The organism is Actinopolyspora xinjiangensis (genome assembly GCF_900104475.1).
Classification (GTDB): Bacteria; Actinomycetota; Actinomycetes; order Mycobacteriales; family Pseudonocardiaceae; genus Actinopolyspora; species Actinopolyspora xinjiangensis.
On record NZ_FNJR01000018.1, the window covers coordinates 1 to 23,370 of the forward strand.

Genomic DNA, 23,370 nt, shown 5'->3' on the forward strand with positions numbered 1-23,370 from the left:
GACAACGCCGCACCGACCTCCACCACGACTTCCACACCCTGCCCACCAGCCTCACCCGCCGGCGCCGACTCCCCAACCAAATACGTTAGGGGCTCCAAGATGGCATTCTTGCAGTTCATTGAGTGCTCATGTATCGATCGTGCCAACACGAGCCCGTCGCAGCGGTGATCGTTGCACGGCCCGATTGGTCCGTAACCATCCGCAGGATTCGGTTTCCAGTCGATCCATGCAGGTACAGGATATCTCCGATGAGGTCGTATGCGGTAGGGAGCACGATTGGTTGGTGGTCAGTGGTAACAACGGAGTGGTACACGAACGTCGAACCGGTTATTTACAGGAAGTCGGACAACTGGGGTCGGCTGCGTTCAGGATTTCGGCGAACTCGAGTTTGTTCGGTTGACGGCAGGTGGTGGTTTGTTGTGGTCACCGCAATTCCTTTCGGTTTGAAGCGAGTTGCTGTCCGGTCGATTACTGACCTCTATTTGAGAGGGGCAACTATGCAAGCCACGCTGGTCACGTTCCCGAGTCGCACTGCTGGGACGAGCACAAAGAGCGATGCTCAGCTGACTTCTGCAGGGTCCGACTGGCCAGGACTCTCATTTTCGGCGCGCCGGCTGAGGCGTGTGCCAATGCCTAGCTGTGCCCCTGCCGCTACCAGGCCGACTGTCAGACAGCCGATCCAGAGTGGATCGACCCCCCAGGAGTGGATCACCCATCCACCCAGCAGGGGTGCCACCACCAAAGATCCCGTCCATGCCAGTTGATAAGCACCTTGATAACGACCGCGCAGGTGTTCTGGCGAGATGCGGGCCACGATTGCGAAGCTTGTCGGTGTGTTGCCGATCTCGCCGAGGGTCCACACTATGACAGAGAGTCCGTAGATCCAAGCGGAGTCGCCCAACGGGAGGATGGAGTAGCCGATCCCGATCAGTGCTGAGGAACCGGCGAGCACCCACGACTCCGGAAACCGTGTGTAGATCCGGGTGAGTGGAAGCTGCAAGACGGCGATTACGATTCCGTTGAGCGCGGCCACCTGTCCGAACGTATTAGGAGAAAACCCGTCCTGAACCATTGCGATCGGCAAGCCGCTTTCGTTCTGGAAAAGGATCGTGAGTACCAGAAATTCTGCGACGACGAACGCTATGAAGGATCGATCGCGAAGGACTACGCTGAATCCTTCACTCTTCTCGGAGGGATTTTGCGATCCTGTCGGGCGGCGTCCTGGGACTCCGATGCCGATTAATATGGCACTGATCATGATCGTAGCAGCGTTGAGCCAGAAAAGTGCGGTGTATCCGGTGTAAGAAACGATACCGACCGAGAGCATGGCCACGGAGTATCCGATGTTAATTGCCCAGAAGTTCAGCGCGTAGGCTCTGCTCTGGTTGGCTGAGGGAACCGTATCCGAGATGAGTGCGTTATGCGCGGGTCGTGTGGCGTTGTTGGCTAGGCCGACAGCGAAAGCTCCGAGCAACAGGGCCCACGGCGAGTAAGCGTAGGCGAGCACAGTCATGCTTACACCGGTAGCGACCTGCGCACCGACAAGCGTTGGCTTGTGGCCGTATCGGTCGGCCAGAATTCCGCCGAGTGGCCCCGCTGCGAGCGACCCGATGCCAGTCGCGGCTACGACGGTGCCTGCGAAGGCCGCATCGAGGTGTAGTTCATCGGTGACGTAGAACGCGAGTAGTGGCATCACAAAGCCGCACGCGCGGTTGATCAGCTGAGCGGCCCAGAGCCACCAGAAGCCGCTCGGCAAGCCTCCGAAAGTCGCGACCAGAGACGCCTGCGCCCTAGTCAGTGGCCTGAAACACATGCATGCCCCTCAGTCGTAACGATGTTGATCAAGAAGGATGCTACGGCACCTGTCTCCTGGTGACCAGATGGAGGTGGGGAGACAACACTGGGAAAATGTGAATTTCTATACTTTTGTCGTTTTTACTGTAGTGGGGTTGCCCCGGGAAGATCTGTTCAGAATGCTCCGAATGGTGGTGCGATGTACGGCCGGTAGGACGGTGGATTTGCGTTGACCTGTGGATTCTTGGATTCGCTCGTTTGTAGGTATATTTGTGATCGAGAACACTTTTGCGGGGTTGACTCTGCCTGATGGTTGCGTATGGCTACGGCCCGTGCTTCCATGATCACGAGAGCTTTCTCCGGGGTGTCGATGTGACTGCCAGAAATTGAGTCTGGTTGATGTCATTGAATGCAGCTGGTGAAGGCGACTGGGGGCTAGTCGATGGTTCCTGGACCGTTGAAGGCCCTACCTGGTAGTCGCGATCTGAGGGCGGAGACGAAGTGCGCATGACAACGACGGCACACGGTCTGCAGATGGGGAGCACCGTCGGATGAACCCGTTGACTTACTCACCGCGCCTGGTGAGAACGCTCTCGCCGGTGGAGGTGCGTGGTCGTGTATGGAAGACGTACACGATGTTCGCGAATCCGCATGATTCCGCGGTCCTGCCGGATATGGAATGGCTCCGAGAGAGCGTGGCCTCGGTGTTGAGTGAGTTGCCCCCACATGGGAGGGACCACGAAGTTGGCTTTCTGATCCTGCACTACGGGATGGAGGATGCCTACCTGTTGCTGAGCCAGTGGTATGACGCCGACATGCTCAAGCACTGGGTGCGTGGCTCGGTGATCGACGCCGACGGGAATACAACGTTCGTCCCGTTGGCCCAGCAAGATTTGATCGCCTGTGTCTGGGAGCTCGAGGTCATCAAGTTCGAGCGCGATGCCTGGGTCAACACCGTGCTGACACATGGTCAGCTCGACAAGACGTCACTCGACGCGTACCTGGATACGACCTTCTCGGGGTGGGTGTGAGTCACGAAATCAAGGTCCAACCGATCGAACCGGGTCAGCTGGACGGGCTGCTGGAATTGTGTCGTGAGCACGCGGCGTACGAGGGGGCGGAATTCCATGAGAACGGGCAGGTCGAGCGGTGGCGTTCGGCACTGTTCGAGGGAAGACCGTCACTACATGGATGGATGGCGCTGGACTGCGGGAAGCCGTGTGGCTTCATGACCGTAACGACTGATTTCGCCACGTGGAGCGCTGAACGGTTCGCTTATATGGACTGTCTTTTTCTTCGAGACGGGTACCGCGGTATGGGGATCGGGCGTATGTTTCTCGACCGATTGCGGGAGTTTTCGGCTGCCGAAGGATGTGGATGGGCCGAGTGGCAAACACCCACAGATAACGAACTCGGCATCGGCTTCTACCGACGTATGGGCGCCGAAGCCAAACACAAGATCCGCTTCCACTACGATGTTGGGATGCGTGGCGTTTCGTGACGAAGCATTCGGTACGGACAGGCTCACCGACTCCACTGCCGCCGTGGTCGATCGACCCGGTCGACCAGTCCGGCCCAGCTCCGGCGCTCGGGGACCTTGTCCATGCGGCGGCGAGCAATTGGCCGGATCGACTGGCGCTCCACGACGGACGAGGTGGACTCACTTTTGACGAATTGGAGCAGCAGGCGCGGACACTGGCGGGCTGGCTGATCGAGAAAGGGGTCGCTCCGGGGGATCGTGTTGCGATTCTAGCTGAAAAAAGTACGATCATGCCCGCCCTGGCAATCGGCATATGGAAATGCGGTGCCGTCTACGTGCCGCTCGATGGTACGCAGCCCGGCACGCGTTTACGTGGTCTACTCAGTCGATTGCGGGCGCGTGTAGTGGTCGCGCTGGACAACCGAGACCCATTGCTCGACGATGCTTATTGGGTTGACCGGATGCAACTGGACAATATTCTGTCGGGTTCAGCTCCGGACCAGCGGACAGTGGCACACCGGCCCGATGACACCGCCTACATTATCTTCACGTCAGGATCTACCGGAGAGCCCAAGGGAGTCGAGATCACCGCCGCCAACCTGGTGGCATATTTCGGAAACCACAATAGGGTACTTCGGTTCACGCCGGAATCGCGCGTATTCAGTTTGTCGCCGTTTCACTTCGATGTATCGATTGAGGATACGTTGCTGCCCTTGTCTCTTGGGGCCTTCGTGCACCAGTTTCGGGGTGTGCATGCCGGTGCCATCATGCGTGCTGTCATCATGCGCGAGCGAATTACGCACCTGATCGCGGTGTCGACATTACTCACGCTGATCACAGAGGATGGGAAACAGATCAATAGAGAGAACTTCCCGGAACTGGAGATGGTGATGACGGGCGCGGAGGTTTGCGATCCGGACGTCATCAATGCCTGGAAGAATAGCCTCCCCGAGGTTCGCGTCATCAATGTCTACGGACCGACCGAAGCGACGATCGTCTGTGTCGCCCATGAAATCGAGCGAGTCCACTCTGAGCGGTTGAGCTCGTACCCGATCGGTCGCCCCCTGCGGGGTGTAGCAGCACGAATAGTGGAGGACGATACCGAGGTCCACACACAGGGTCAGATCGGTGAGCTCTGGATTGGTGGCGAGCAGGTGATGCGCGGCTACTTCGACCAACCAGAGGAAACCGCCCGCCGTGTGGTCGAGGTGAATGGCGTCCGCTACTACCGCACGGGCGACATGTGCAGCTATGACGAGGACGGCAACATCGTTTTCCATGGCCGGAACGACGACGAGGTAAAGCTGGCCGGCCGCCGCATCCACCTGGGCGAGGTTCAGCAGGCCGCACTGGGTTGTCCGGGCGTGGAACGGGCAGCCGCCGGGATCGTCCCGCGGCGCGATCACGACGTGATCGCGCTCGTGGTGGTGGCTCGAGACAGGATGGTAGTGGCGGGTGTCGAGAAGCGGTTAGTGGAAGTGCTGCCCGAGTACATGCGCCCGACCGTCGTCGCCTGGTCACCCGAACTCACTGTGTCGTCGACGGGCAAGACGAACGAGAAACTGCTACTGCAGCGGCTCTCTGAAGTGACACGAGAGGCGAGTGCGACCCACTTCGCATTCACATCAGACGGTGACATTGAGACCGTCGAGGAGAGCCATGCCTGACATGGAAACGTGGGGCCTGAACGAGGAGTTCGGCCGTCTGGCCATGGCTCGAAAGATCATGGCGGTGCCAACGTCCACTGGTTCATATGTGGAAGATCGCGACAACGCTGCACGCTGGATCGCTCGCTTCGGAAGTGGGGCCGAGGCAGACGCTGGCACGTGGGTCGACAGCGGCGAGCACTCGGTCGTCATCCGACCGACACAGGAGTCCGTGGACAGCCCTTGCGTCCTATACATCCACGGCGGTGGGATGGTCTACTATTCGACTGCGGTCTTCCGACCATTCCTGTGTATGCTGGCCGAGGCTCTCCAAGCGCCCGTGGACGCTTTCGATTACCTAAAAGCCCCGGAGCACACTGTCGAGCAGTCGGTTGAGCAGTTGGCCCAACATATCACGGCACGGTGTCGCGGCTGGACGGATCGTCAGTTGGTCCTCGCCGGGGACAGCGTTGGCGGATTGCTCGCGCTCTACATCAGCCTGCGGATCTTACCCGAGATCTTCTCACGTATAGTGTTGATTTATCCGGTACTGGACCTGCGGACGGAGCGTGAATCCTACCGTACTTACGGAGAGGGCCACTTTCTCGACCGCGACAGCATGCGATTCTTCAAGTCGATAATAACCCCTTTCTTCTTGGCCCGCGACTTCGATCCGATGGCCCTTCAGGGGAGCGATCTGTCCAGGCTTCCGGACTGCTCGATCGTAACGGCTGGCTGCGATGTGCTCCGTGATGAGGGACTCGTATGGGCGGAGCACATGGCCGATCGGTCGATCGACTTGCGGCACCAGCACTTCCCGGATCTTCCACATGACTTCTGCCTGTATGCCGGACAACTGAATTCGGCTAGGAGGGCCGTGGCAGAAATCGTCAGGACTGCGTTTCCGATGAAAGGACAGAGTTAAGCATGGCCGCTGATGCCGATCCTGTAGCACTACCACCGTGGTCGATCGATCCTGCCGCCAAGAGCAGCACGCCACCTGCTCTTGGCGACCTGTTGGCGGCTCCGTCGCTCAAATGGCCGGACTGCCTCGCGATCGATGACGGAGAGGTCAACTACACGTTCGCCCAGCTCGAGCAGAGCGCTCAGACTGTTGCAGCCTGGTTGACCGAGCAGGGGGTCGGTGCGGGGGATCGCGTAGCGGTCCTGGCAGAGAAGCGCGCTGTCATGCCCGTGCTCGCCGTCGCAATCTGGAAATGCGGTGCCGTCTACGTCCCTCTTGATTCGACAGAGCCGAATAACCGGCTTCTGGGACTGCTCAAACGGCTTCAGCCGATGGTAGTCATCACGCTGGGCGACCAGGAGCTCGGCTCTCCCGTCGGCCGTCGGTTGGGCAAGGAGCAACTGGCTGAGATTCTGTCCGGACCGGCGGTAAGCCATGCCACTGTGGCGCGTCGGCCGGATGAGGCCGCCTACATCGTTTTTGCCTCTGGCGCGACTGGTGAGCCGCAGGGAGCTGAGATCAGCGTCGCCAACCTACTCGCCTACTTCGGCAACCACAACGAGATACTCAGGATCACCCCGGAGTCACGCGTACTGAGCATGACTCCGTTCCATTTCGACGTTTCGCTCGAGGACACCCTGCTCCCATTGTCACTGGGAGCCTTCGTCTATCAGTTCCGTAGTCTCTCGGCTGGCGCCGTGATACGATCCGTGATCGCCCGTAAGGAAATCACGCATCTGATCGCGGTCACGATGCTCCTGAACATGATTACAGGCGACGGGCGGCAGATCAGCCGGACAAAGTTGCCCAGTCTGGAGCTCGTGATGACGGGCGCCCAGGTCTGTGATCCGGGCGTATTGCAAGTCTGGACCCGGGGAATGCCGGATACCAGAATTGTCCAGGCGTTCGGCCCGCCAGAGGCGACGATCTTCAGTTTTACTTACGAGATCGAGCGCGAGGAAGCGGAACGCATGGCGGCTTGTCCTGTCGGCCGGCCACTGCGGGGAATGCAGGCGAAGATCATCCGAAATGGAGTTGAAATTCACGATTCCGGTGCGCAGGGTGAGCTCTGGGTGGGCGGAGTACAAGTAATGCGCGGCTATTTTGACCAGCCCGAGGAAACTGCCCGGCTTGTTGTCGAGATGGATGGAACCCGCTTCTTCAGGACTGGGGACATCTGCAGTTACGATGGTGATGGCAACATTGTGTTTCATCAGCACGACGACGAGTGCATCGCCTGGCTGGCCGGACGTCGTACTCACCTGAGTGAGGTTTACCGGGCCGCCTCGAACTGTTCCGGCGTTGACCGGATCCTGACGTCCGTGGTTCAGCGTGACAATCGTGACCTGGTCGCCCTGGTAGTCGAGTCGGCGAAGCGGCAGGTCGTTACTAATGTGGCGGACCACCTGCGCGGAATACTGCCCGAGTACATGTGCCCGACCCTGATGGTCTGGTCGCCCGCGACATCGGATAAATCCACCGAAAAACGCGACGACCGAAAAGTGCTTCAACAGCTCACAAAAGTAGCTCAGCAATCGAACTCAAACTATTTCGTAGTGTCGTCCGATGGTTCCCTAGAGATCATTGATGAGGTGTAAGAATGCGTGTAGTTGTTAAGGACAAGGTCGCCGGGTACCTGGAGGAAGCGCTGGGTAAGTCGGTGGAGCTTTCTTCGCTGTCCGACGATACGGAGCTGAACACCCTCGGTCTGGACTCCCTCTTGACTGTCAATGTCCTGGTTACACTCCTGGAGGACTGCGGCGTCGACCTGGGCCAGCACGCGGACTCGCTGGTAACTCCGAGTACCCTCGGCGACCTGTACGCCATCGCCGATCGGTTCGTGGGGGAGCCGGACGCGTCATCGGGAGAGACTGACCGGTCCGGCGAGTCCTCGAGGGCGAGTGACCAGTCCGAGGGACAGAGTGACCAGCTCGCCTACTACCAGGCGAAGCTTGCCTATGAGACTGATTCCGCGGATCTGAGGGATGCCCTGGCGGAGGGCCGGGATGTGGTCGTTATTGATGGCCGCAGCAGCGAGTCCTACGAGGCCGAACATATCCCCGGTGCGGTCAGCATCCCACACCGCTCGATCTCCCAGGAATCGTTGGCTGCTCTCTCCAAAACACCGTTGTATGTCGCCTATTGCGATGGAATTGGGTGCAATGCCTCCACCAAGACTGCCGTCAAGCTAGCGACCGCAGGATTCCGGGTCAAGGAACTTATCGGCGGGCTTGACTGGTGGAAACGAGACGGACATCCAACCGAAGGCAAAGCCGTTCAGGAGCATGTCCACAACGCCGAATGCGGATGCGCCGGTTAGTCGACGCGACGTGAGTGCGGAAGTAATGCAGAGAGTTAGCCCAAGAAAATGGATGGTAGTCACTCTGTGAACACTCAGAAGTATGATGATTCGTCGGTCGACGTCGCGGTGGTGGGGGGAAGTCTCGCCGGCTGCGCCATTGCGATTCACCTCAGCAAAATGGGGTATAGAGTCGCGGTCTTCGAGAAGAAGGTCATGGCCGAGCAGTCTTACAAAAAGCTGTGCACTCACTTCGTGCAGCCCCATACGGTGCCGCTCTTGGCTGGACTGGGACTGGACCACCTTTGTGAGCCCGCCTGGTCGGTGGCCACCAAGGCAGTTTTCATCACGCCAGGAGGCGTGGTCGAGACGCCGGGCAGTGACTACGACCCCGAACAGCCGGGTTCTTATGCGCTCAATCTGGAACGGCGGATTCTGGACCCTGCCATACGCGCCGCCGCCCAGCGGCAGGGCGTCGAGTATATCGAGGGCACCAGTGTGGAGAGCCTCGAGGAAGACGATTCGGGCTGGACTCTCGACACCCGCAGCCGGAACGGATCCCAACTTTACCGTGCCCGGATGGTGGTGGGTGCGGATGGACACCGGTCACGGTTGGCCCGGTTGCTGGGAAATCCAACCGAAAGCCGTCCGAATGAGCGAGCGGCTCTCTTTGGGTATTTCACGGGTATCGAGGCTCCTGAGGGGAACCGATCGATATTTGTCATGAATGACAGGGACCTGGCCTGCACGTATCCGCTCATCGACGGCAGAACAGAGCTCGTCCTTTTCGCTGAGAAATCCCGGGTCGAATCCTGGCATGGCCCGGAAGGTCGGCTCCAGGAGTTCCTGAAGTACTTCGACGGCCTGGACCAGGCGCCGTCAGTGGCCAACGCGGTCCCGGAGTCACCTCTGTTGGGGTACAGCGATTACCCGAGCCAGCTTCGCCAGCCGGTGCTGGGGTCCGTCCCATTCGTCGGTGATGCTGCTCTGTCCCTGGACCCCATGAGCGGTGTCGGGTGTGGATTTGCGTTGCTTTCTGCGGATCTGCTGGCTCGCTCGCTGGCCGACCGATCTCTGGGCGGGGCCAGTTTCCGCGAGGCAATGGATGACTATCGTCAGCGGTTCGAATCCACTGTCCTACCGCATGTCGAGGGAATCTGTGGAGACTCCCTCGTCGATAAGGATCAGGCGTCCCGTAAACGAATGTTCGAGACTATCTGTGAAAGTCAAGAACTGAGTCAGAAGTACCTGGCTCTGACTGGCCGTATGGTACTTCCCGAAGAATTTCAGCGGGCTTTTATGCGTGGTCTTATGACTCGAGGTGTGGGTGCCGTGCGGAAATAGGTACGATCTGTCCGAGGAAAAACAGGGGAAGTCTGGGCGGCCAAATCAACGAAACAGGGAAGAAAATACCTATGTCACGCGTCGCGTTCACAACTTTCGCGATATTGAAGAAACCGTACGGGAACCCTGAGGTTCAGGAGTTTGACGATCTTACACCGCCCACGTTCGAGGAGGCGGAGCGAAGCCCGGGATTCATTGCTCGGGCGAAAGAGATACCTGGTCAGGAGCACCTGACCAACTTCGAGCGAGACTGGGGGGACTGGGGGAAGTTCGACGTCCCACGCTTCTACACGGGTGGTCGAACCAACGAGACCGACAGCCGGGCCTCTACCCTGTCACTGTGGGTCGACCTGGACTCCGTTGTTTCTTTTGTCTATAGTGGACTACATCGGTCGACTCTGAGGAGGCGGCACGAGTGGTTCCTGAAACCCGAGTGGCCGACTTACGCGGCTTGGTGGGTCTCCGACGACACTATCCCCACTTGGTCGGACGCCTGCAGACGACTGGAGTATCTGCATGACCACGGCCCGACTCCATTTGCGTTCTCGTTTCGTAAACCCTTCGCTGCTGACGGCACTCCGACTCGGCTGCGCGGGAAGTCCGAGAATTGAGTGATCGATGACTGACGACAGGTCATCTCGTCCATTTCACACTATCTAGGGGATCGCTTTGATCACGCGTGCCTTTGACCGGTCGGCGATGAACTGGTCATACGATATGTACCTGCAGTCCATGCTTTCTGCGGCTGACATCGAGGGGCTTCCGTTCGGTTCCGTCTTTGGCAGCGTTCCGGCGCACACCGTCTCGAAGAGACACGCCCACCAGGACGGTGAGATGTTCATCGTCCTGGCCGGTAGAGCCGTCGTTGTGCTCGAAGACGACGAACGCGAGCTAGGACCGGGCGAGGTCGTCCACCTGTCGCCCTTCGGCTTCCATGAGATCCGCAACGAATCCGACGATTCGTTCGACATCGTTTCTATCTATTGGGAGCACATTCCCAGCGCAGTCGCCGCGCTCGACCAAGCTCCCCCGCGCAACCAACTGGCTGAGCGAACACTGGTGTTCTGCCCTCCGCCGACGCCCAATGGTGGGCTGCACTTGGGTCACCTTGCGGGCCCGTACGTCAGGGCCGATATGTTGGTGCGTGCGCTACGCAGCATGGGCCGAGACGCCCGCTTTGTCACCGGTACCGACGACCACCAGTCTCATATTGCCGCTGCCGCTCGACTGCGCAGTACGAACGCGGCTGAGTTGGCAACGGCCGAAGGTGACGCCATCGTGACGACCCTGCGCGCGGCCAGCGTCGGTTGCGACCTGCTTACCCGTCCGGTCGGCGATCCGGAGCACACCGACCGTATTCGTGAACTGTTCGCCCGCGTGGCCTCTTCACCCGCGGTGAAGGAAGAGGAGCGCGAGACGGCTTATTGCCCGACGTGTGACCTGTCGCTGCACCAAGCCTTCGCCCACGGGTACTGCCCGCATTGCAGCGAGTCCAGTGATGGCGAGATCTGTGAGTCCTGCGGCCGCCCCAATGAGGCGCGGGAGCTCGATGACTTGCGGTGTCGGATCTGCGGGACCTCGGCGGAGACCCGTTCGGAGCGGGCGCTGTGGCTGGATCTCAATGCCTATGCGGAGCAGCTTCGGAATTACCTGCAGGACTCCTACACCTCACCCGATTTGCAGACCCTGGTCGAGCGGCTGTTGGATGAGGGGCTACCATCGTACAGGCTCGCCCGATCCACCGACTGGGGCGTTTCCCTGGGGGAGGGCCAGAGTGTCGACGCGTGGGTGGACCTCGCGCTCACTTTCCTGAACGCCGCCCACAACGAGTCCGAGCACAATGGACCCGCGAAGATCACGCTCTTTCTCGGCTGGGACAACAGCTTCTATTATGCGGTTCTTCTCCCGGTCTTGGCCTTCGCCGTAGGACTCGCCGAGCAGTTGCCGGCCGCGTTCGTCACCAACCAGTTCCTGCACTTGGACGATGAGAAGTTCTCCACCAGCCGGGGCCACGTGGTCTGGGCCGACGGGGTTCTCGACGCGGTAGGGGCTGATGTTGTACGCCTGGCCCTGCTGCGCAACGCCCCGGAGGGGCGAGTCACTCGAATCACTCAGGAGCGTGCCGACCAGCTCACGGAGGATCCGCTCTATCGGAATTCGCGGGAGTGGCTGAGCGGCTTCTCGGAGCTGACCGAACGAACCGATGGCTTGGTGCCCGGTACCGGTGCCTGGACAGACGCACACCGTGAGTTCTACCGGTACCTCAACATGGCCACTCGTCAGTTCGACGGTCTGCTGTTGCCGGAGTCGTTCAGTGCACGCGGCTACATCGACTTGCTGGAATGTTTTGTGACCCGCTGCACCGAGTTCCGAGCTACTGAGGAAGTGATGCGCAAGGTTCCGTCACTGGCGGAGGAGACGCGAACAAGTCTGGCGCTGGAGTATCTGGCTGCCAAGGTTTTCGCTGCACTGGCCTGGCCGGTCACGCCTGAGCTGTCCCAGCGGGTCTGGGACTGGTTGGGTCTTCCGGCACAGCCAGTTCGCGAGGCCGACTGGGCCTTCCTGCCTTCGGGGACCCAGTGTATGTCGCCCGCACCCAGCTTCGCGCCAGTGGCTGTCGGCGATGAGAGCGGGCGGTCGTGAGCCAGATTGGTACGGGAGCGTCCTGGCGCGGTGGGGACATACCCACCCGTGTGGACGTGGTGGTGGTGGGCGCCGGCATCACCGGCGCCGCCGTCGCGCACCATCTCGCACACTGGGGTGTGTCTGTCCTCGTGCTGGAGCAGGCGTCGCAGCCGAGCGCCGGAGCCACCGGCCGCTCCGGCGGTATGGTTCGGGCCTACGATCCCGACCCCGCGATCGCAGAGTTGGCACAGTTGAGCCTAGCCGCATATCGGGACGCCGGACGATGGACGTCGGGGCGGGCTCCGCTGCACTCGGTCGGCGCGGTGACCGTGGCCGACCCCGCCGAGGAAGCTGCCCTGCGAGAAGCCGCCGAACGGATCAACGGTGCGCTTCGCACCTCGGCACACGTGGTGGCGGGGCATGCCGAAATGGCGGGCGCGCGACTGGCCGGCGGCGTCGCGCTGGTCGAGCCGGCTGCAGGCTGGGTGGCGCCGACGGAGGTCACGGCGGATTGGCTGGAACAAGCGGTCGCCGACGGTGCTGTTATCGGCTGCGGAATGCGCGTACAGGGGGTGGAGGAACGCGGTGGACGTCCGGAGGTGCTGACGGACAGGGGTGTCGTCCAAGCCGGAGCCGTCGTTTCGGCGGTGGGGCCCTGGGCAGCGCATCCGGTGCCCGGCTTGCGCCCAGCTTCGCCAGTGCGGTCGCGGTCGATCCAGGTGAGCATCGTCGAGCGTCGCCCGCCTGCATCGCCCCACTCGACATTCGTCGACCTGCGCACCGGTCTATACGCCAAACCTGTTGGGCTGGACCGGACGCTTATCGGCATGCCACACCTCGTCTGGGACGCTCCGTTCGACTCGCAACCGGACCCCGCGCACGCGCAGGCCACCGTTTCCGCGCTCACCGCTCATTTCCCATGGCTCGCGACGGCTCCGTACGTCAGTACGGTCCGCGCCGCGGACGCCTACGGCACACCGAAGGAAGTAGAACCGGTGTCCGGTCTGCTGGAGGCCACTGACGTGCCGCACGTGTGGTCCGTCCGGAGTTGGAACGGTGGGGGTGTCAAGACGGCGCCGGCGGCGGGCCACCGCATCGCCGCCGCGGTCGTGGCTGACGTCTGTTCCGATATCCGCTGACAGTCGTCGACCCGGCAACGGAAGGCCGTGGTCTTCCCACTTGTCTGGAAAGACCGTACTCAACAACCGAACGTACGACGTTTTCTGCACGAGGCCGCAGATCCTAGGCGCCTTCAACTGGATTCGACTATTCATGCTCGCCTTCCATCTAGGGAGAACTATGACCCGCTGCCACGACGTTCTGGGTATTGGATTTGGTCCGGCCAATCTGGCTCTGGCAATCGCCCTCGAGGAAGAGGGATACGATCTCGACGTGCGCTTCCTGGAAGCCAGGCCGGGACCCTCCTGGCAGAGTGCGATGATGCTCGATGGGTCGGACATTCAGAACCATCCTGTGCGCGACCTGGTGTCGCTGCGCAATCCGCGCAGTCGTTACAGCTTCATCAATTACCTCTTTGAAAACGGATGGTTGATCGAGCACCTTAATGTCCCGATGGAGTTCCCATTACGAAAGGAGTACGCACAGTACGTCACTTGGGCGGCCGATCATTTCAGTCGACTGGTGGACTACGGCGTGGAAGTTATCGGCATAGCTCTAGACCGAGATACTGATGGCAGGCCACAATACACTGTCACCACCTCAACTGGCGAAACTCTCTTGGCCCGCTCTCTCGTGATGGGCACCGGGCGTACCCCCTTCATCCCGGAGCCGTTCAACGCGGTGGACTCGCCCCGCGTCTTTCATCTGACACGGTATCTGCCGGCCCTTCAACAGCTGGAGGAATCGGGCGTGGTCCGACAGGACGAACGGTCACCGCGTGCGGTGACGGTCATCGGAGGTAGTCAGAGCGCGGTCGAGCTCACACTCGACCTCGCGCGGCGCTTCCCTCGAGCCAAGGTGAACACTCTGGTGCGGTCGCTGACACTCCGTGAGAAGGATGCCAGTCCATTCAGCGAGGAAGGGTACTTTCCTGGATTCACCGACTACTATTATCACGCTCCCCGTGAGCGAAAAGAAGTCATCGATTCGTTCACACGGCTGACGAATTATTCGTCAGCCGACGGCGATGTACTTCGTGAACTGTACCGGCTCATCTACGAACAGCGTTTGGACGGTGACCAAAGAGTGTTCGTCAGGGGCAGTCGTCAGGTCCGCGGCCTCGATGTCCGTGAAACCGGTGTTCGGCTCAGTGTCGAGGAGCTGAATACCGGGGAGTTCGAGGAGTATGAGTCCGACTTCGTCGTCCTGGCTACAGGATTCCGCGATCTCGGGCCAGCCGCTCATCAGGAGCATGTCCCCGCCCTCATGCGCGAAATCGCCGATGACTTTGCCTTCGACAGCCATGGCCATTTGGCCGTCGGGCCGGACTACGAAGTTCAATCGAAGCATCCTGATACGCCCGCGCTCTTCCTGAACGGTCTGTGCGAATCGAGCCATGGCATTGGCGATGCCGGCTCATTCAGCTTGTTGTCACTCCGAGCCGGGACCATCGCGGACAGTCTCAGGAAGCGACTTCCGTGATGGATGGAGTGGAAAACTCTGCTTCTGGCCGGATTCTCGCGCCGGGTGGGCAGGGAACAGATACCGGGGGCCGAACGGCGCGGAAGCCGGAGCTGGAGATCGGTTCCCATGTATCTCGGGCTGTCCTGGGCGCCGGGATGGTGCTCATGCCTCCTGTTGTTGAGGCGCTGACGGGTCAGCACAGCATCCTCGTCTGGTCGGCCCACATCCTACTTGGTGGATTGGTTTGCTTCATGCTAGCCGGCCTGGTTCGTGCGAGGGGTCGATCGAACTCATTGGCGGGTGCCGTTGGGGCCCTGCTGGGTCCGTGGGCGGAGCGGGTGGTGGACGGTGCCTTTACCATCGCCTTCGCGGCCGGGCAGGCGGCGATAGCCTGGTTCGTCTCCGCTTGCCTGCTCACGGCTTCCACCGGTTCGTTGCCGCGGCCGGGGACAGCGGCTTTGCTGCTCGCGCTCGGCGTGCTCGCGGTGGCTGTGCTGGCGGCGCTCAGTCCGATCAAGCCATCGGACACGGTGCTCCGAATGCGTCGCTGGGGCACCGGAGTCCTAGCGCTGGCCTGCGTTATATCGGGCTGGCCTGCTGTACCGGCGATGGGATCACCAACACCCCTGGCGCCATCGGGGCTCTCTCCCGATGCTGCTCAGTGGTTGGCGCTCGCGGCGTTGTTTTTCGCCGGTGTCGGTTGGGAATCGGTCACCAACGTTGTTCCAGCTGGCGTTACCAATCTGCGGCGCATCACCATAGGTGTCGCTCTAGGAGTGACCTGCGTGGCTGTCGTCTATCTAGGGTTGGCGTCTCTCTTGCGGCTAAGTGCCGGAGCGGCGGTCGTACCTGAGCAGCTCTCGGCGCCGCTGAACTGGGGGCTTGCCGGAGTGACGGCTATCGTACTGACCTCCTACTGCTGGACCAACCTTCGCACCGCCGCACGGATCGCGCAGCGGCTGTACGGCAGTGGGCGGCGCTCGGCTGAACGAGGGCCTGCCAAGGCAGTCGTGGCGGTCGTCGGTGCCGCTTGCTGTGCGTTCGTCTGGGTGGGGGCTCGCGATGGCGCCGTCCCCCTGCTGCTGCTTGGGCCAGCCGCTGCCGCGCTGATCGGCTACGGCCTGGCCGCTCTCGCCGCCGTGCGCTGTGGCGGGCCGTTCCTTCGGTGCTTCGCGGCGGTGATCCTATCGGTGCTTGTGTTCCTGGCGGCCCCCGCCGTGCCGTTTCTGTTCGGTGTCTGAGTAGTGGAAGCTGTTCCCACACCGATGACCTCTGATTGTCCTTACTGATTTACTGTTCCAGCTCATCTCTGAGGAGAATACTCATGAGTTTGTCCGCCATCGAATCCGAAGTGCGCAGCTATTGCAGGAACTGGCCCGTTGTCTTTGAGGGGGCGCGCGGCAGCCATATATTCGACCGCGACGGGCGTGCGTACCTGGATTTCTTTGCGGGCGCAAGCGCGCTGAACTACGGTCACAACCACCCCGTGCTCAAGCGGGCGCTGCTCGACTACATCGAGCAGGACGGCGTCACCCATGGCCTCGACATGTCGACTAACGCTAAGGAAGACTTTCTCACCGAGTTCTCGGCGCGGGTGCTCGACCCTCGCGGACTGGATTACCGAGTCCAGTTCCCCGGTCCCACCGGCACCAATAGTGTTGAGGCCGCGCTCAAGCTGGCTCGTAAGGTGACTGGGCGTCAGACAGTCGTCGCTTTCACCGGTGGCTTCCACGGGATGTCGTTAGGAGCCCTTGCTGTTACCGGTAACCGTGCCAAGCGTGCGAGCGCCGGTGTGCCACTTGAACACACCTGGTCCATCCCCTACGACGGGTTCGCTGAAGATCGGATGTCCGGGCTGAAGTTGTTGGACAGCATGCTTTCCGATAGCAGCAGCGGATTGAATCTCCCAGCAGCCGTCATCGTGGAGACGGTGCAAGGTGAGGGAGGTGTGAACCCGGCCAGCCCGAGCTGGCTCGCTGATCTCGCGGAGTTGTGCCGTCGTCGAGGCATCCTCTTGATCATCGACGATGTACAAATGGGATGCGGTCGGACAGGCCCATTCTTTAGCTTCGAAGTTGCCGGGATCACCCCAGACATTGTCTGCTTGTCCAAGTCGATCAGCGGCTATGGTTTGCCGATGTCCCTTACACTGTTCCGGACTGAACTGGACGTCTGGCAGCCTGGAGAGCACAACGGTACGTTCCGCGGCAACAACCCAGCCTTTGCTACGGCGGCCGCCACCCTGCGGGAATTCTGGGCGGACAGCGCCCTGGAGAAACAGACAGAGGAACGGGGCCACTTGTTTGAGCAGCGCCTTGGCGAACTCGCCGACCGGCACGCGGCGCACGTAGCTGCCTTGCGCGGTCGCGGCCTGGTATGGGGTCTGGCTTTCCGGGATCCGCACATGGCCAGGAAGGTCGCTGACATGGCATTTACCCGAGGGCTCCTTGTGGAGACGGCCGGTTCCAGTGACGAGGTGGTTAAGCTTATGCCACCCCTGACCACCACAGACGAAAACTTGGCCGAGGGGATTTCTGTTCTGCAGGAGTCGATGAGCTCAGCCGTCGCCGATTGAAGGAGTGCTCTTATCGGTCGGATCCGGTCGAGAACATTTCGACGCATCCTCCGAAGCACGAGAAGGTAATGTATTTCTGGTTTGGTGGCAGCCCGGTGAGTATTCGATGTCTGCGTGGGAGAGAGTCGGCCGAACGGAATCATGTTCAGGCTGACTGTATGTGCCTATATTGGAAGTGTGGATCGTGGCGTGCGGACCACTGAATACCGTAATGTTAAGCTGATACTGCACAGTAGGCGCCACGCTACGGGGGGTTAGTAGACATGGAGCGATTCAGAATGGAAACCCAATGGTCGGAAAGGTGGGAGGTTCGGTTGGATATTTTTTGATTCGCTCTTGTATTTATTGTGTTGATGTAGGTGTGGCGCTTGAAGCCGATTGGGCATGAGGTGCGCCACATCCCCACGGCATCGTAGCCGCATCGGGTGGCGTCGAACTGGAGGAATCCTGTTGAATTATTACAGTGACCGCTCATCCGCCGTAATTGTCATGAGTGACTTGGCGGCTTTGGCGCGTCAGCACCGTCTGATCACTGACATTGCAGAACGTGGGTTGGCTCCACTTGTCATCGTAGGACCGACCACCGATCTGGCGAAATTGACCAGCCACATGGAGGACAACACGCACCCGCTGTCCCGGATCGCGGCTGTCCGTCAGCTTCCGGACGCCGGGGTTTCCGGTGTACTGGCATCGGTGCAGGATTGGCTCAGGGACTTCGACGTAAGTGGTGTCATCTGCAGCGGCGAAGTCTTCGTTGATCCTGCCGGGGCCTTGTCCGAGGCACTGGGCCTGCCTGGCCCCGGATCCTGGGCGTCGCGGGTGTGTCGGGACAAGGTAATGCAGCGGGTCATCTTGCGTGACTACGGTCCATCGTGGCGTGCTTTCGCTCCTCACGAGCGGGACACCGCAGCGTCCAGCGTGTACCCGTGCGTCGTCAAGCCAGCGGGCCGAATGTTCAGCTCAGGGGTCGTCCGGGTCTCGGACGACTCACAGCTTCGAGCTGCGCTGACCGCTTACAAGCCAGACGAGACGATTTTGGTGGAGGAGCTAGTTACCGGGCCGGAGTTTTCGGTCGAGGCCCTGGTTCACAACGGTGAGCTGCTGTGGAGCGGCGTCACCGCCAAGATGACCAACGAGGCAAGTAGTCGATACTTCACAGAGGTCGGTCATACCAGTCCTGCTGACCTCCCACCTTCCCAGCGTGAAGCGCTCGTGGCGGCGAATGCCGCAATTCTGAAGGACTTGAGGTTCGAGAGCGGCATCACACACGCCGAGTTTCGAATGTGTGGCGGGCAACCGGTGTTGATGGAGGTAGCGGCCCGCCTTCCCGGGGATGCAATTACCATGCTTTGGCACCTTGCCACCGGGCAGCCTCTCGAACCGGCAATCGTAGACCTCGCTCTCGGGGTGAGGCCGGAGTACCCAGTGCCGACCCGACGAGCTGTGCAGCACTTCATTGAGCACAGCCCGGGGCGTCTAACGGATGTTCGGTGCGAGGGGCAGACGGTGTCGTGGATAGCCGATGACGGATACTGGCCGACCGTAGCGCCATCCAGCGCCAACGCGCCGGCTCGGTGTGCGTCGGTCATGGTCGGACTTCCACGGGGAGCGGAGCTTGGTCCTTTGAACGACTCGAGCGGGCGTTCTGCGTCCGTGATCGTCGATCTGCCATGGGATGCGGAGCCTGACAGCAATGTAAGCGCTTACGCGGATCAGGTCGAGTTGGTGATCGACCGAGAAGCTGAGCTCTTTTCAACTTGATTTCAGCTGGTTCGGTAAGCACGCTGGCGGCCTTGATCAGGTGAGTTGCCTGTTTTCGTGAACTGTGGATCTCACGGAGGTCCTTCCACGACTCGAGCTGGGTGATCGACCGTTTTTCCCGGGAGCTGCGGGAGAAGGGGGCATGGGGGCGGGCTCCGTGTGGTCGGGGAGCGGTGGGTTCTCACTGCTGATCGGGGCCGGTTGCGCTGTCGAGGAGAACGTCGAGGGTGTCGAGCTGTTCGGACATCGGGGGGCAGGGGTGGGAAGGTCACTCATCGGCGGTCTCCTCGCTGGGGGAGTTCTGGGGAGTAGGGAGAACATGACAACGCGAGAATTTTTCGGAACGAGCGTGACTCGCGGGGTGTGTCTCTGGGGCGGGTCAAAGGAGTGTGGGATGGGTGAGTATGGCGTGGAGGAGGTCGCAGCGGCGCCGGGCGAGGCGGAGTAGGGCTTGGTTGTAGCTTTTTCCCGGGGGATTTTTGGTGTAGTAGAGCGCGTGAGGGTGGGTGATTCGGGGAGGCGAAGGTGGCGAGGAAGAAGGCGCGTTTGAGCTGTTTGTTGTTTCGTCGGGCGGGGTGTTCGCCGCGGATGCTGCTGCCGGAGTGGCGAGTGGCTGGTGTTTAGGGTCTGTCTGGTAGGCCTGTGGTGTGGTCAGACGGCATGAGTTGACGGATGCGGAGTGCGTTGTTGGCGCCGTTGATGCCGGGTAATCCGGTTCAGAGGCACCAGCGAAACGATCCGTCGGACGATCAACGGGATTTTGTGGAAGGTTCGCGTCCGGGGCGCTGTGGTGGGATCTGCCGGAGCGTTACGGGAATTGGAGATCCGTCGGTGATCGGCACCGTCGCTGGTCACTTGATGGGATGTGGGACCGTATCGCTAAGGCGTTGCGCATCGATGCCGACACCGGCGACGCGTTGGACGCGCCCACGGTCGAGATCGACTCGGCCAGTGTGCGAGCCGGTCATCACGCTGCCAAAGCTCCGTACGAGCCTCCGGCCGAATCCCTACCAAAAGGGGCTCGTCAGCCGGAGCGGATCGTGATGGCCGCGAAGCCCCGGGGCGGTCCCAGGACGGGTTGGCCACCACGATCCCTCTGGCCGCCGACCTGCGCTGCCGCTCGATCGTGATGTTCATCAGCCCGGGCCGGCGGGACGACTCGCTGATGTTTCCCGCCGTGTCGGGCATGATCCGATCTCCCAAACCGCGGCCAGGCCGGATACGCGCCAGACCGCGCCGGGGAGCCGACAGGGCCTGCTCCAGTCGCGCTGTCCGCATCGAGTTACGGCGCGGTCATATCACGGCTGTGGCGTCTGAACACCGTGCTCACCGCGCCCGCACAGGCTCGCTCGGCGGTTGCCCAGCGAGCTTCGACGCTGCGGATTACCGACAACGCAACACCGACGACTGCTGCTGCAACAAGCTTAAACAACACGGCGCCGCGGCCACCCGCTATGACAAATGCGATTCCATCCAGCAGGGCACCCTGACCATAGCCGGCATCCGCACCTGGATCAGACACCGTCTAGAGACGGTCACGAGAAATCGCGTCTACGGCGGCGCTGACCGAGTTGGCGGCGATCGTTGCCTGGCGGATCTTTTTCAGGGCGGCGACGATCTTGTATATCTCGTTCCGATCCAATCCACGCAGACAGTCGTGGCTGACTTGATTCTCCAGTGTGATGAATTCCTGCCAGGCTGGCCTGATCTGAGGCGCTGGAGCCGGAAAGTAGTCGCCGGCCTCCTGGGCGATCCGGCCGAACTCGACGCACACGGGGCGGAGACCTGACAGGATCACGGCATCGCCGTCCGCGGAGCGCTTTGCCTCGGCCGCGAGCGCACCGAGACGGTTGACCACGTTCCTGTGGCGGGCTAACAGATCCTGTCCACCGTGGCTGTACCAGGCGACTACCTGTGTCGCCTGGATCTTGGCGGTCAGAGTCGGGTTCTTGACCTCGATGTTCGGGCGCGCTGTGGCTGGCGCTGGGACGCTCAACAGGGCCGTGGTGATTCCCACCGCGCCCGTGCACAGCACGCCCACGATCCAGCGGCTGAGGGCCAGCTTGCGATGTGGCGCGGGGATCACGTGTCGTGCGCGGGGACGCCGCGCTGCGGCTACGAGCGCGGCAGCGATGGTGGCGACAGCGGTGGAAAGAACGAGGATACCCGAGAGGGGGAATTGAAAGGCTCGCCATATCGCAACGGGGCGCCAGCCGCAGGTGGAGCTGAATGTGGTCAAGGCCGGAATGCAGCCGTCCGTCGCGGACAACAGGAACAGACCGCTGTAACCTGCCAGGACCGCGAACTGCGCGGCGATGAGGGCGACAATGAGCCGGTAGTGCTCGGCCGACATGCTCGCGACGAGCGCTGCCACGGCGGCACCGACCACCACGGTGGCCGACGTCCATCCTTGGAACATGAGGGCAGCACTCAGCCCTTGGTGTGAGGGCGAGGGCTGCCACGTGTGCATGTACGCCTTTACGGCCGCGATCGCGATCCAGCTCAGTCCGCCGCCGAGTAACGCGGACAGCGTCACGCGCCGTAGCCGAGGTAACGATGCTCCGGGGGTGGAAACTCCGTCAGCTTCCAGTGAGACGCTGGGTATCCAGCGGGCGACGCGTAGTCGAGTCGTCCACGCCAGTAGCGGTACGACCCACAGGACGGTGACCGCGGGCAGCATCAAGGGAACCGCGAGGACATGGCCCATGTTCGCCGACACGACCGTGACAGCGAACACGGTGGACGAGTGGTGTTCTGCCGGAGCACCCGGAATCCCGGGAGCGGTACCACCGAATGGATCAGCCCACAGCCCGGCAATATGAGCGAGCACGATCCCGGAGGTCTGCCACCACCAGAACCATGCGGACAAAGCCAGGAACGCCACGGCGAGTACCAGCAGCGTCGGCGGACGGATCGTCCGCCCCTGCCAAACGCTGACCCATAGGCGGGCGCACTGCGTGACCCATCCGACGAACACGATGCCCACAAACACGAGCAGCACTACGACGACCGGATCACCAGCGAGCCATTGACTGATGGTGATCCTGTTCAAGAACGATTCACCGAGAACCATCCCGGTTCCCAACCACAATCCCGACCGCAGGCTGGAGTGCACTGCCCGCGCGGTCAGCAGACCGTGAACCACGGCACGTGCCACCGCGCTCCCGGCGATCCCCGTGATCAGTGCGGCAGGTGGGAGTGCCACCACAAGATTCCACAGCGGCTGACCGACCACACCGTATTCGGGACCGAGGGCCCCCAGGTGCCCGTTGATCAGGATGGCCGCGGCCCCGCTGAGCACCATCGGCAGTGCGGGCACGCCGAACAACACTCCGGAGTTGGTCAGGGCAGCTCGGCGCAGTTCCCACCGCGGGTGTGTGTGCCACAGCTCGGTGAACAGACCCAGTGCTCGTCGTAACCGGCCGGTCGTGGGGTGGGGTGCGCCGGAGCTCCAGTTGATCGGATCCGCGCCCCACCGAAACGCCGTGACGTCAGCGTGGAGTTCGCGGGTGCGCAGCACGTCGGACCGTGCGAGATACACGAGCACAACCATGAACAGCGGGAGCAGTAGGTTGCGTGTCGTCGCGGGGACCACGAGTTCAGTGCGTGCCGGATCCTGGAGGAACGTGCTGACGACCAGCCCCGCGTATCCCACCGCGTAGGGAACCAGCACGACGGCGATGAATGCTCGCCACAGGGCGACTGTGGTGTAGGTGAGGGTGATATCGTGGTTGTGGATGTGGGCGAACTCGTGCAGCAACACAGTCCGGAAATATTCTGGGGATGTGCTCCTGCGGGCGAGTAGAGCACCATGCAGACATACCGTCGGACGTCGGTTGCGGCCGAACACCACCGCCCCTGATGAGACCGCCCCGGGGTCGACGACGAACCGCGGCACCCGCGACAGACCTGCCACCTGTGCCAGATGCTCCAGTTCCCGCAGGATCTGACCATCGTGGTCCAAGGTCTGCAAGGGGATACCCCGTCCACCTCGTTCCTTCCAGCGGGGCAGACAGAAGAACAGGACGCCGGCCGTGACCAACAACACGCCTGGCACCGCTAAGGGGAGCCATCCAGACAGCGACATCAGTGTGTAGCGGGCGACACAGGCCTGGTACGCGGTGCTCTGCGCGAGATCAGCGGGGGGTTGTTGGAAGGGGGAGTTGCCGGAAGCGAGCAGACATCCCTTTCCATCGCTGACCCCGGTGGTGACAAGCGTCGTCAGGCTCATCGAGCTGCTGCTGACCAGGATGAGGATCACCAGCGAGGTGAACCGTGTCGTTGTGCCCGCAGGCACGG

17 protein-coding genes and 3 pseudogenes are annotated in these 23,370 nt (G+C 61.4%); 16 read left to right on the forward strand and 4 right to left on the reverse strand.

What is annotated here, in order from left to right:
- Positions 1 to 115: 115 nt before the first annotated feature.
- Positions 116 to 313 carry a pyridoxamine 5'-phosphate oxidase family protein gene (locus BLQ75_RS24790; RefSeq protein ID WP_170837612.1) on the reverse strand — a complete coding sequence of 66 codons (198 nt, stop codon included), beginning with the start codon at positions 311 to 313 and terminating at the stop codon, positions 116 to 118.
- A gap of 246 nt (positions 314 to 559) precedes the next feature.
- Positions 560 to 1,756, reverse strand: coding sequence for an MDR family MFS transporter (locus BLQ75_RS21190; RefSeq protein ID WP_211481525.1), 1,197 nt, complete (start codon positions 1,754 to 1,756; stop codon positions 560 to 562).
- A 589-nt stretch (positions 1,757 to 2,345) separates the two neighbouring features.
- Here BLQ75_RS21190 and BLQ75_RS21195 point away from each other — a divergent pair.
- From BLQ75_RS21195 to BLQ75_RS21260, 15 genes and pseudogenes are all read left to right on the forward strand, one after another.
- The gene (locus tag BLQ75_RS21195; RefSeq protein WP_092604439.1) at positions 2,346 to 2,825 is read left to right on the forward strand and encodes a hypothetical protein; all 480 of its coding nucleotides are present in this window, start codon (positions 2,346 to 2,348) and stop codon (positions 2,823 to 2,825) included.
- On the forward strand, positions 2,822 to 3,295 hold the full coding sequence (locus BLQ75_RS21200) for a GNAT family N-acetyltransferase (protein ID WP_092604440.1): 474 nt from the start codon (positions 2,822 to 2,824) through the stop codon (positions 3,293 to 3,295). The genes BLQ75_RS21195 and BLQ75_RS21200 overlap by 4 nt, the downstream gene beginning before the upstream one ends.
- Positions 3,292 to 4,941, forward strand: a complete 1,650-nt coding sequence (locus BLQ75_RS21205; RefSeq protein ID WP_092604441.1) for an amino acid adenylation domain-containing protein — start codon at positions 3,292 to 3,294, stop codon at positions 4,939 to 4,941. Before BLQ75_RS21200 ends, BLQ75_RS21205 begins: the two co-directional genes overlap by 4 nt.
- Complete coding sequence (locus BLQ75_RS21210) at positions 4,934 to 5,845, forward strand: alpha/beta hydrolase fold domain-containing protein (RefSeq protein ID WP_211481526.1); 912 nt, start codon at positions 4,934 to 4,936, stop codon at positions 5,843 to 5,845. The genes BLQ75_RS21205 and BLQ75_RS21210 overlap by 8 nt, the downstream gene beginning before the upstream one ends.
- A 2-nt stretch (positions 5,846 to 5,847) precedes the next feature.
- Positions 5,848 to 7,482: an AMP-binding protein gene (locus tag BLQ75_RS21215; protein WP_092604442.1), complete on the forward strand. Its 1,635-nt coding sequence runs from the start codon at positions 5,848 to 5,850 to the stop codon at positions 7,480 to 7,482.
- 2 nt (positions 7,483 to 7,484) lie between these two features.
- Positions 7,485 to 7,595 (forward strand): annotated as a pseudogene (locus BLQ75_RS24795) (rhodanese-like domain-containing protein); the annotation flags it as partial.
- 267 nt (positions 7,596 to 7,862) lie between these two features.
- Positions 7,863 to 8,204 (forward strand): rhodanese-like domain-containing protein, encoded by a 342-nt coding sequence (locus BLQ75_RS24800; protein WP_425286478.1) that lies wholly within the window; start codon positions 7,863 to 7,865, stop codon positions 8,202 to 8,204.
- 66 nt (positions 8,205 to 8,270) lie between these two features.
- Positions 8,271 to 9,527: an NAD(P)/FAD-dependent oxidoreductase gene (locus BLQ75_RS21225; RefSeq protein ID WP_092604491.1), complete on the forward strand. Its 1,257-nt coding sequence runs from the start codon at positions 8,271 to 8,273 to the stop codon at positions 9,525 to 9,527.
- 71 nt (positions 9,528 to 9,598) lie between these two features.
- Positions 9,599 to 10,138, forward strand: coding sequence for a DUF3291 domain-containing protein (locus BLQ75_RS24805; RefSeq protein WP_092604444.1), 540 nt, complete (start codon positions 9,599 to 9,601; stop codon positions 10,136 to 10,138).
- A gap of 58 nt (positions 10,139 to 10,196) precedes the next feature.
- Positions 10,197 to 12,170 (forward strand): class I tRNA ligase family protein, encoded by a 1,974-nt coding sequence (locus tag BLQ75_RS21235; RefSeq protein ID WP_092604445.1) that lies wholly within the window; start codon positions 10,197 to 10,199, stop codon positions 12,168 to 12,170.
- A gap of 50 nt (positions 12,171 to 12,220) precedes the next feature.
- Complete coding sequence (locus BLQ75_RS21240; protein ID WP_211481527.1) at positions 12,221 to 13,291, forward strand: NAD(P)/FAD-dependent oxidoreductase; 1,071 nt, start codon at positions 12,221 to 12,223, stop codon at positions 13,289 to 13,291.
- Between the two features lie 160 nt (positions 13,292 to 13,451).
- The gene (locus BLQ75_RS21245) at positions 13,452 to 14,753 is read left to right on the forward strand and encodes a lysine N(6)-hydroxylase/L-ornithine N(5)-oxygenase family protein (RefSeq protein ID WP_092604446.1); all 1,302 of its coding nucleotides are present in this window, start codon (positions 13,452 to 13,454) and stop codon (positions 14,751 to 14,753) included.
- Positions 14,754 to 15,076: 323 nt separating this feature from the next.
- Complete coding sequence (locus BLQ75_RS21250; protein WP_211481528.1) at positions 15,077 to 15,976, forward strand: hypothetical protein; 900 nt, start codon at positions 15,077 to 15,079, stop codon at positions 15,974 to 15,976.
- Between the two features lie 83 nt (positions 15,977 to 16,059).
- The gene (gene ectB, locus BLQ75_RS21255) at positions 16,060 to 17,310 is read left to right on the forward strand and encodes a diaminobutyrate--2-oxoglutarate transaminase (RefSeq protein WP_092604447.1); all 1,251 of its coding nucleotides are present in this window, start codon (positions 16,060 to 16,062) and stop codon (positions 17,308 to 17,310) included.
- A gap of 489 nt (positions 17,311 to 17,799) precedes the next feature.
- Entirely contained in the window at positions 17,800 to 19,071 is a 1,272-nt protein-coding gene (locus tag BLQ75_RS21260; protein WP_425286479.1) for an ATP-grasp domain-containing protein, read from the forward strand.
- Positions 19,072 to 19,450: 379 nt separating this feature from the next.
- Here the strand turns inward: BLQ75_RS21260 and BLQ75_RS24330 are convergent.
- Positions 19,451 to 19,688 (reverse strand): annotated as a pseudogene (locus BLQ75_RS24330) (IS110 family transposase); the annotation flags it as partial.
- Positions 19,689 to 19,853: 165 nt separating this feature from the next.
- On the opposite strand from BLQ75_RS24330, the pseudogene BLQ75_RS24810 reads away from it, so the two are divergent.
- Positions 19,854 to 20,201 (forward strand): annotated as a pseudogene (locus BLQ75_RS24810) (hypothetical protein); the annotation flags it as partial.
- 395 nt (positions 20,202 to 20,596) lie between these two features.
- Here the strand turns inward: BLQ75_RS24810 and BLQ75_RS21275 are convergent.
- Positions 20,597 to 23,332 carry a M48 family metalloprotease gene (locus tag BLQ75_RS21275; protein ID WP_170837613.1) on the reverse strand — a complete coding sequence of 912 codons (2,736 nt, stop codon included), beginning with the start codon at positions 23,330 to 23,332 and terminating at the stop codon, positions 20,597 to 20,599.
- Positions 23,333 to 23,370: the final 38 nt, after the last annotated feature.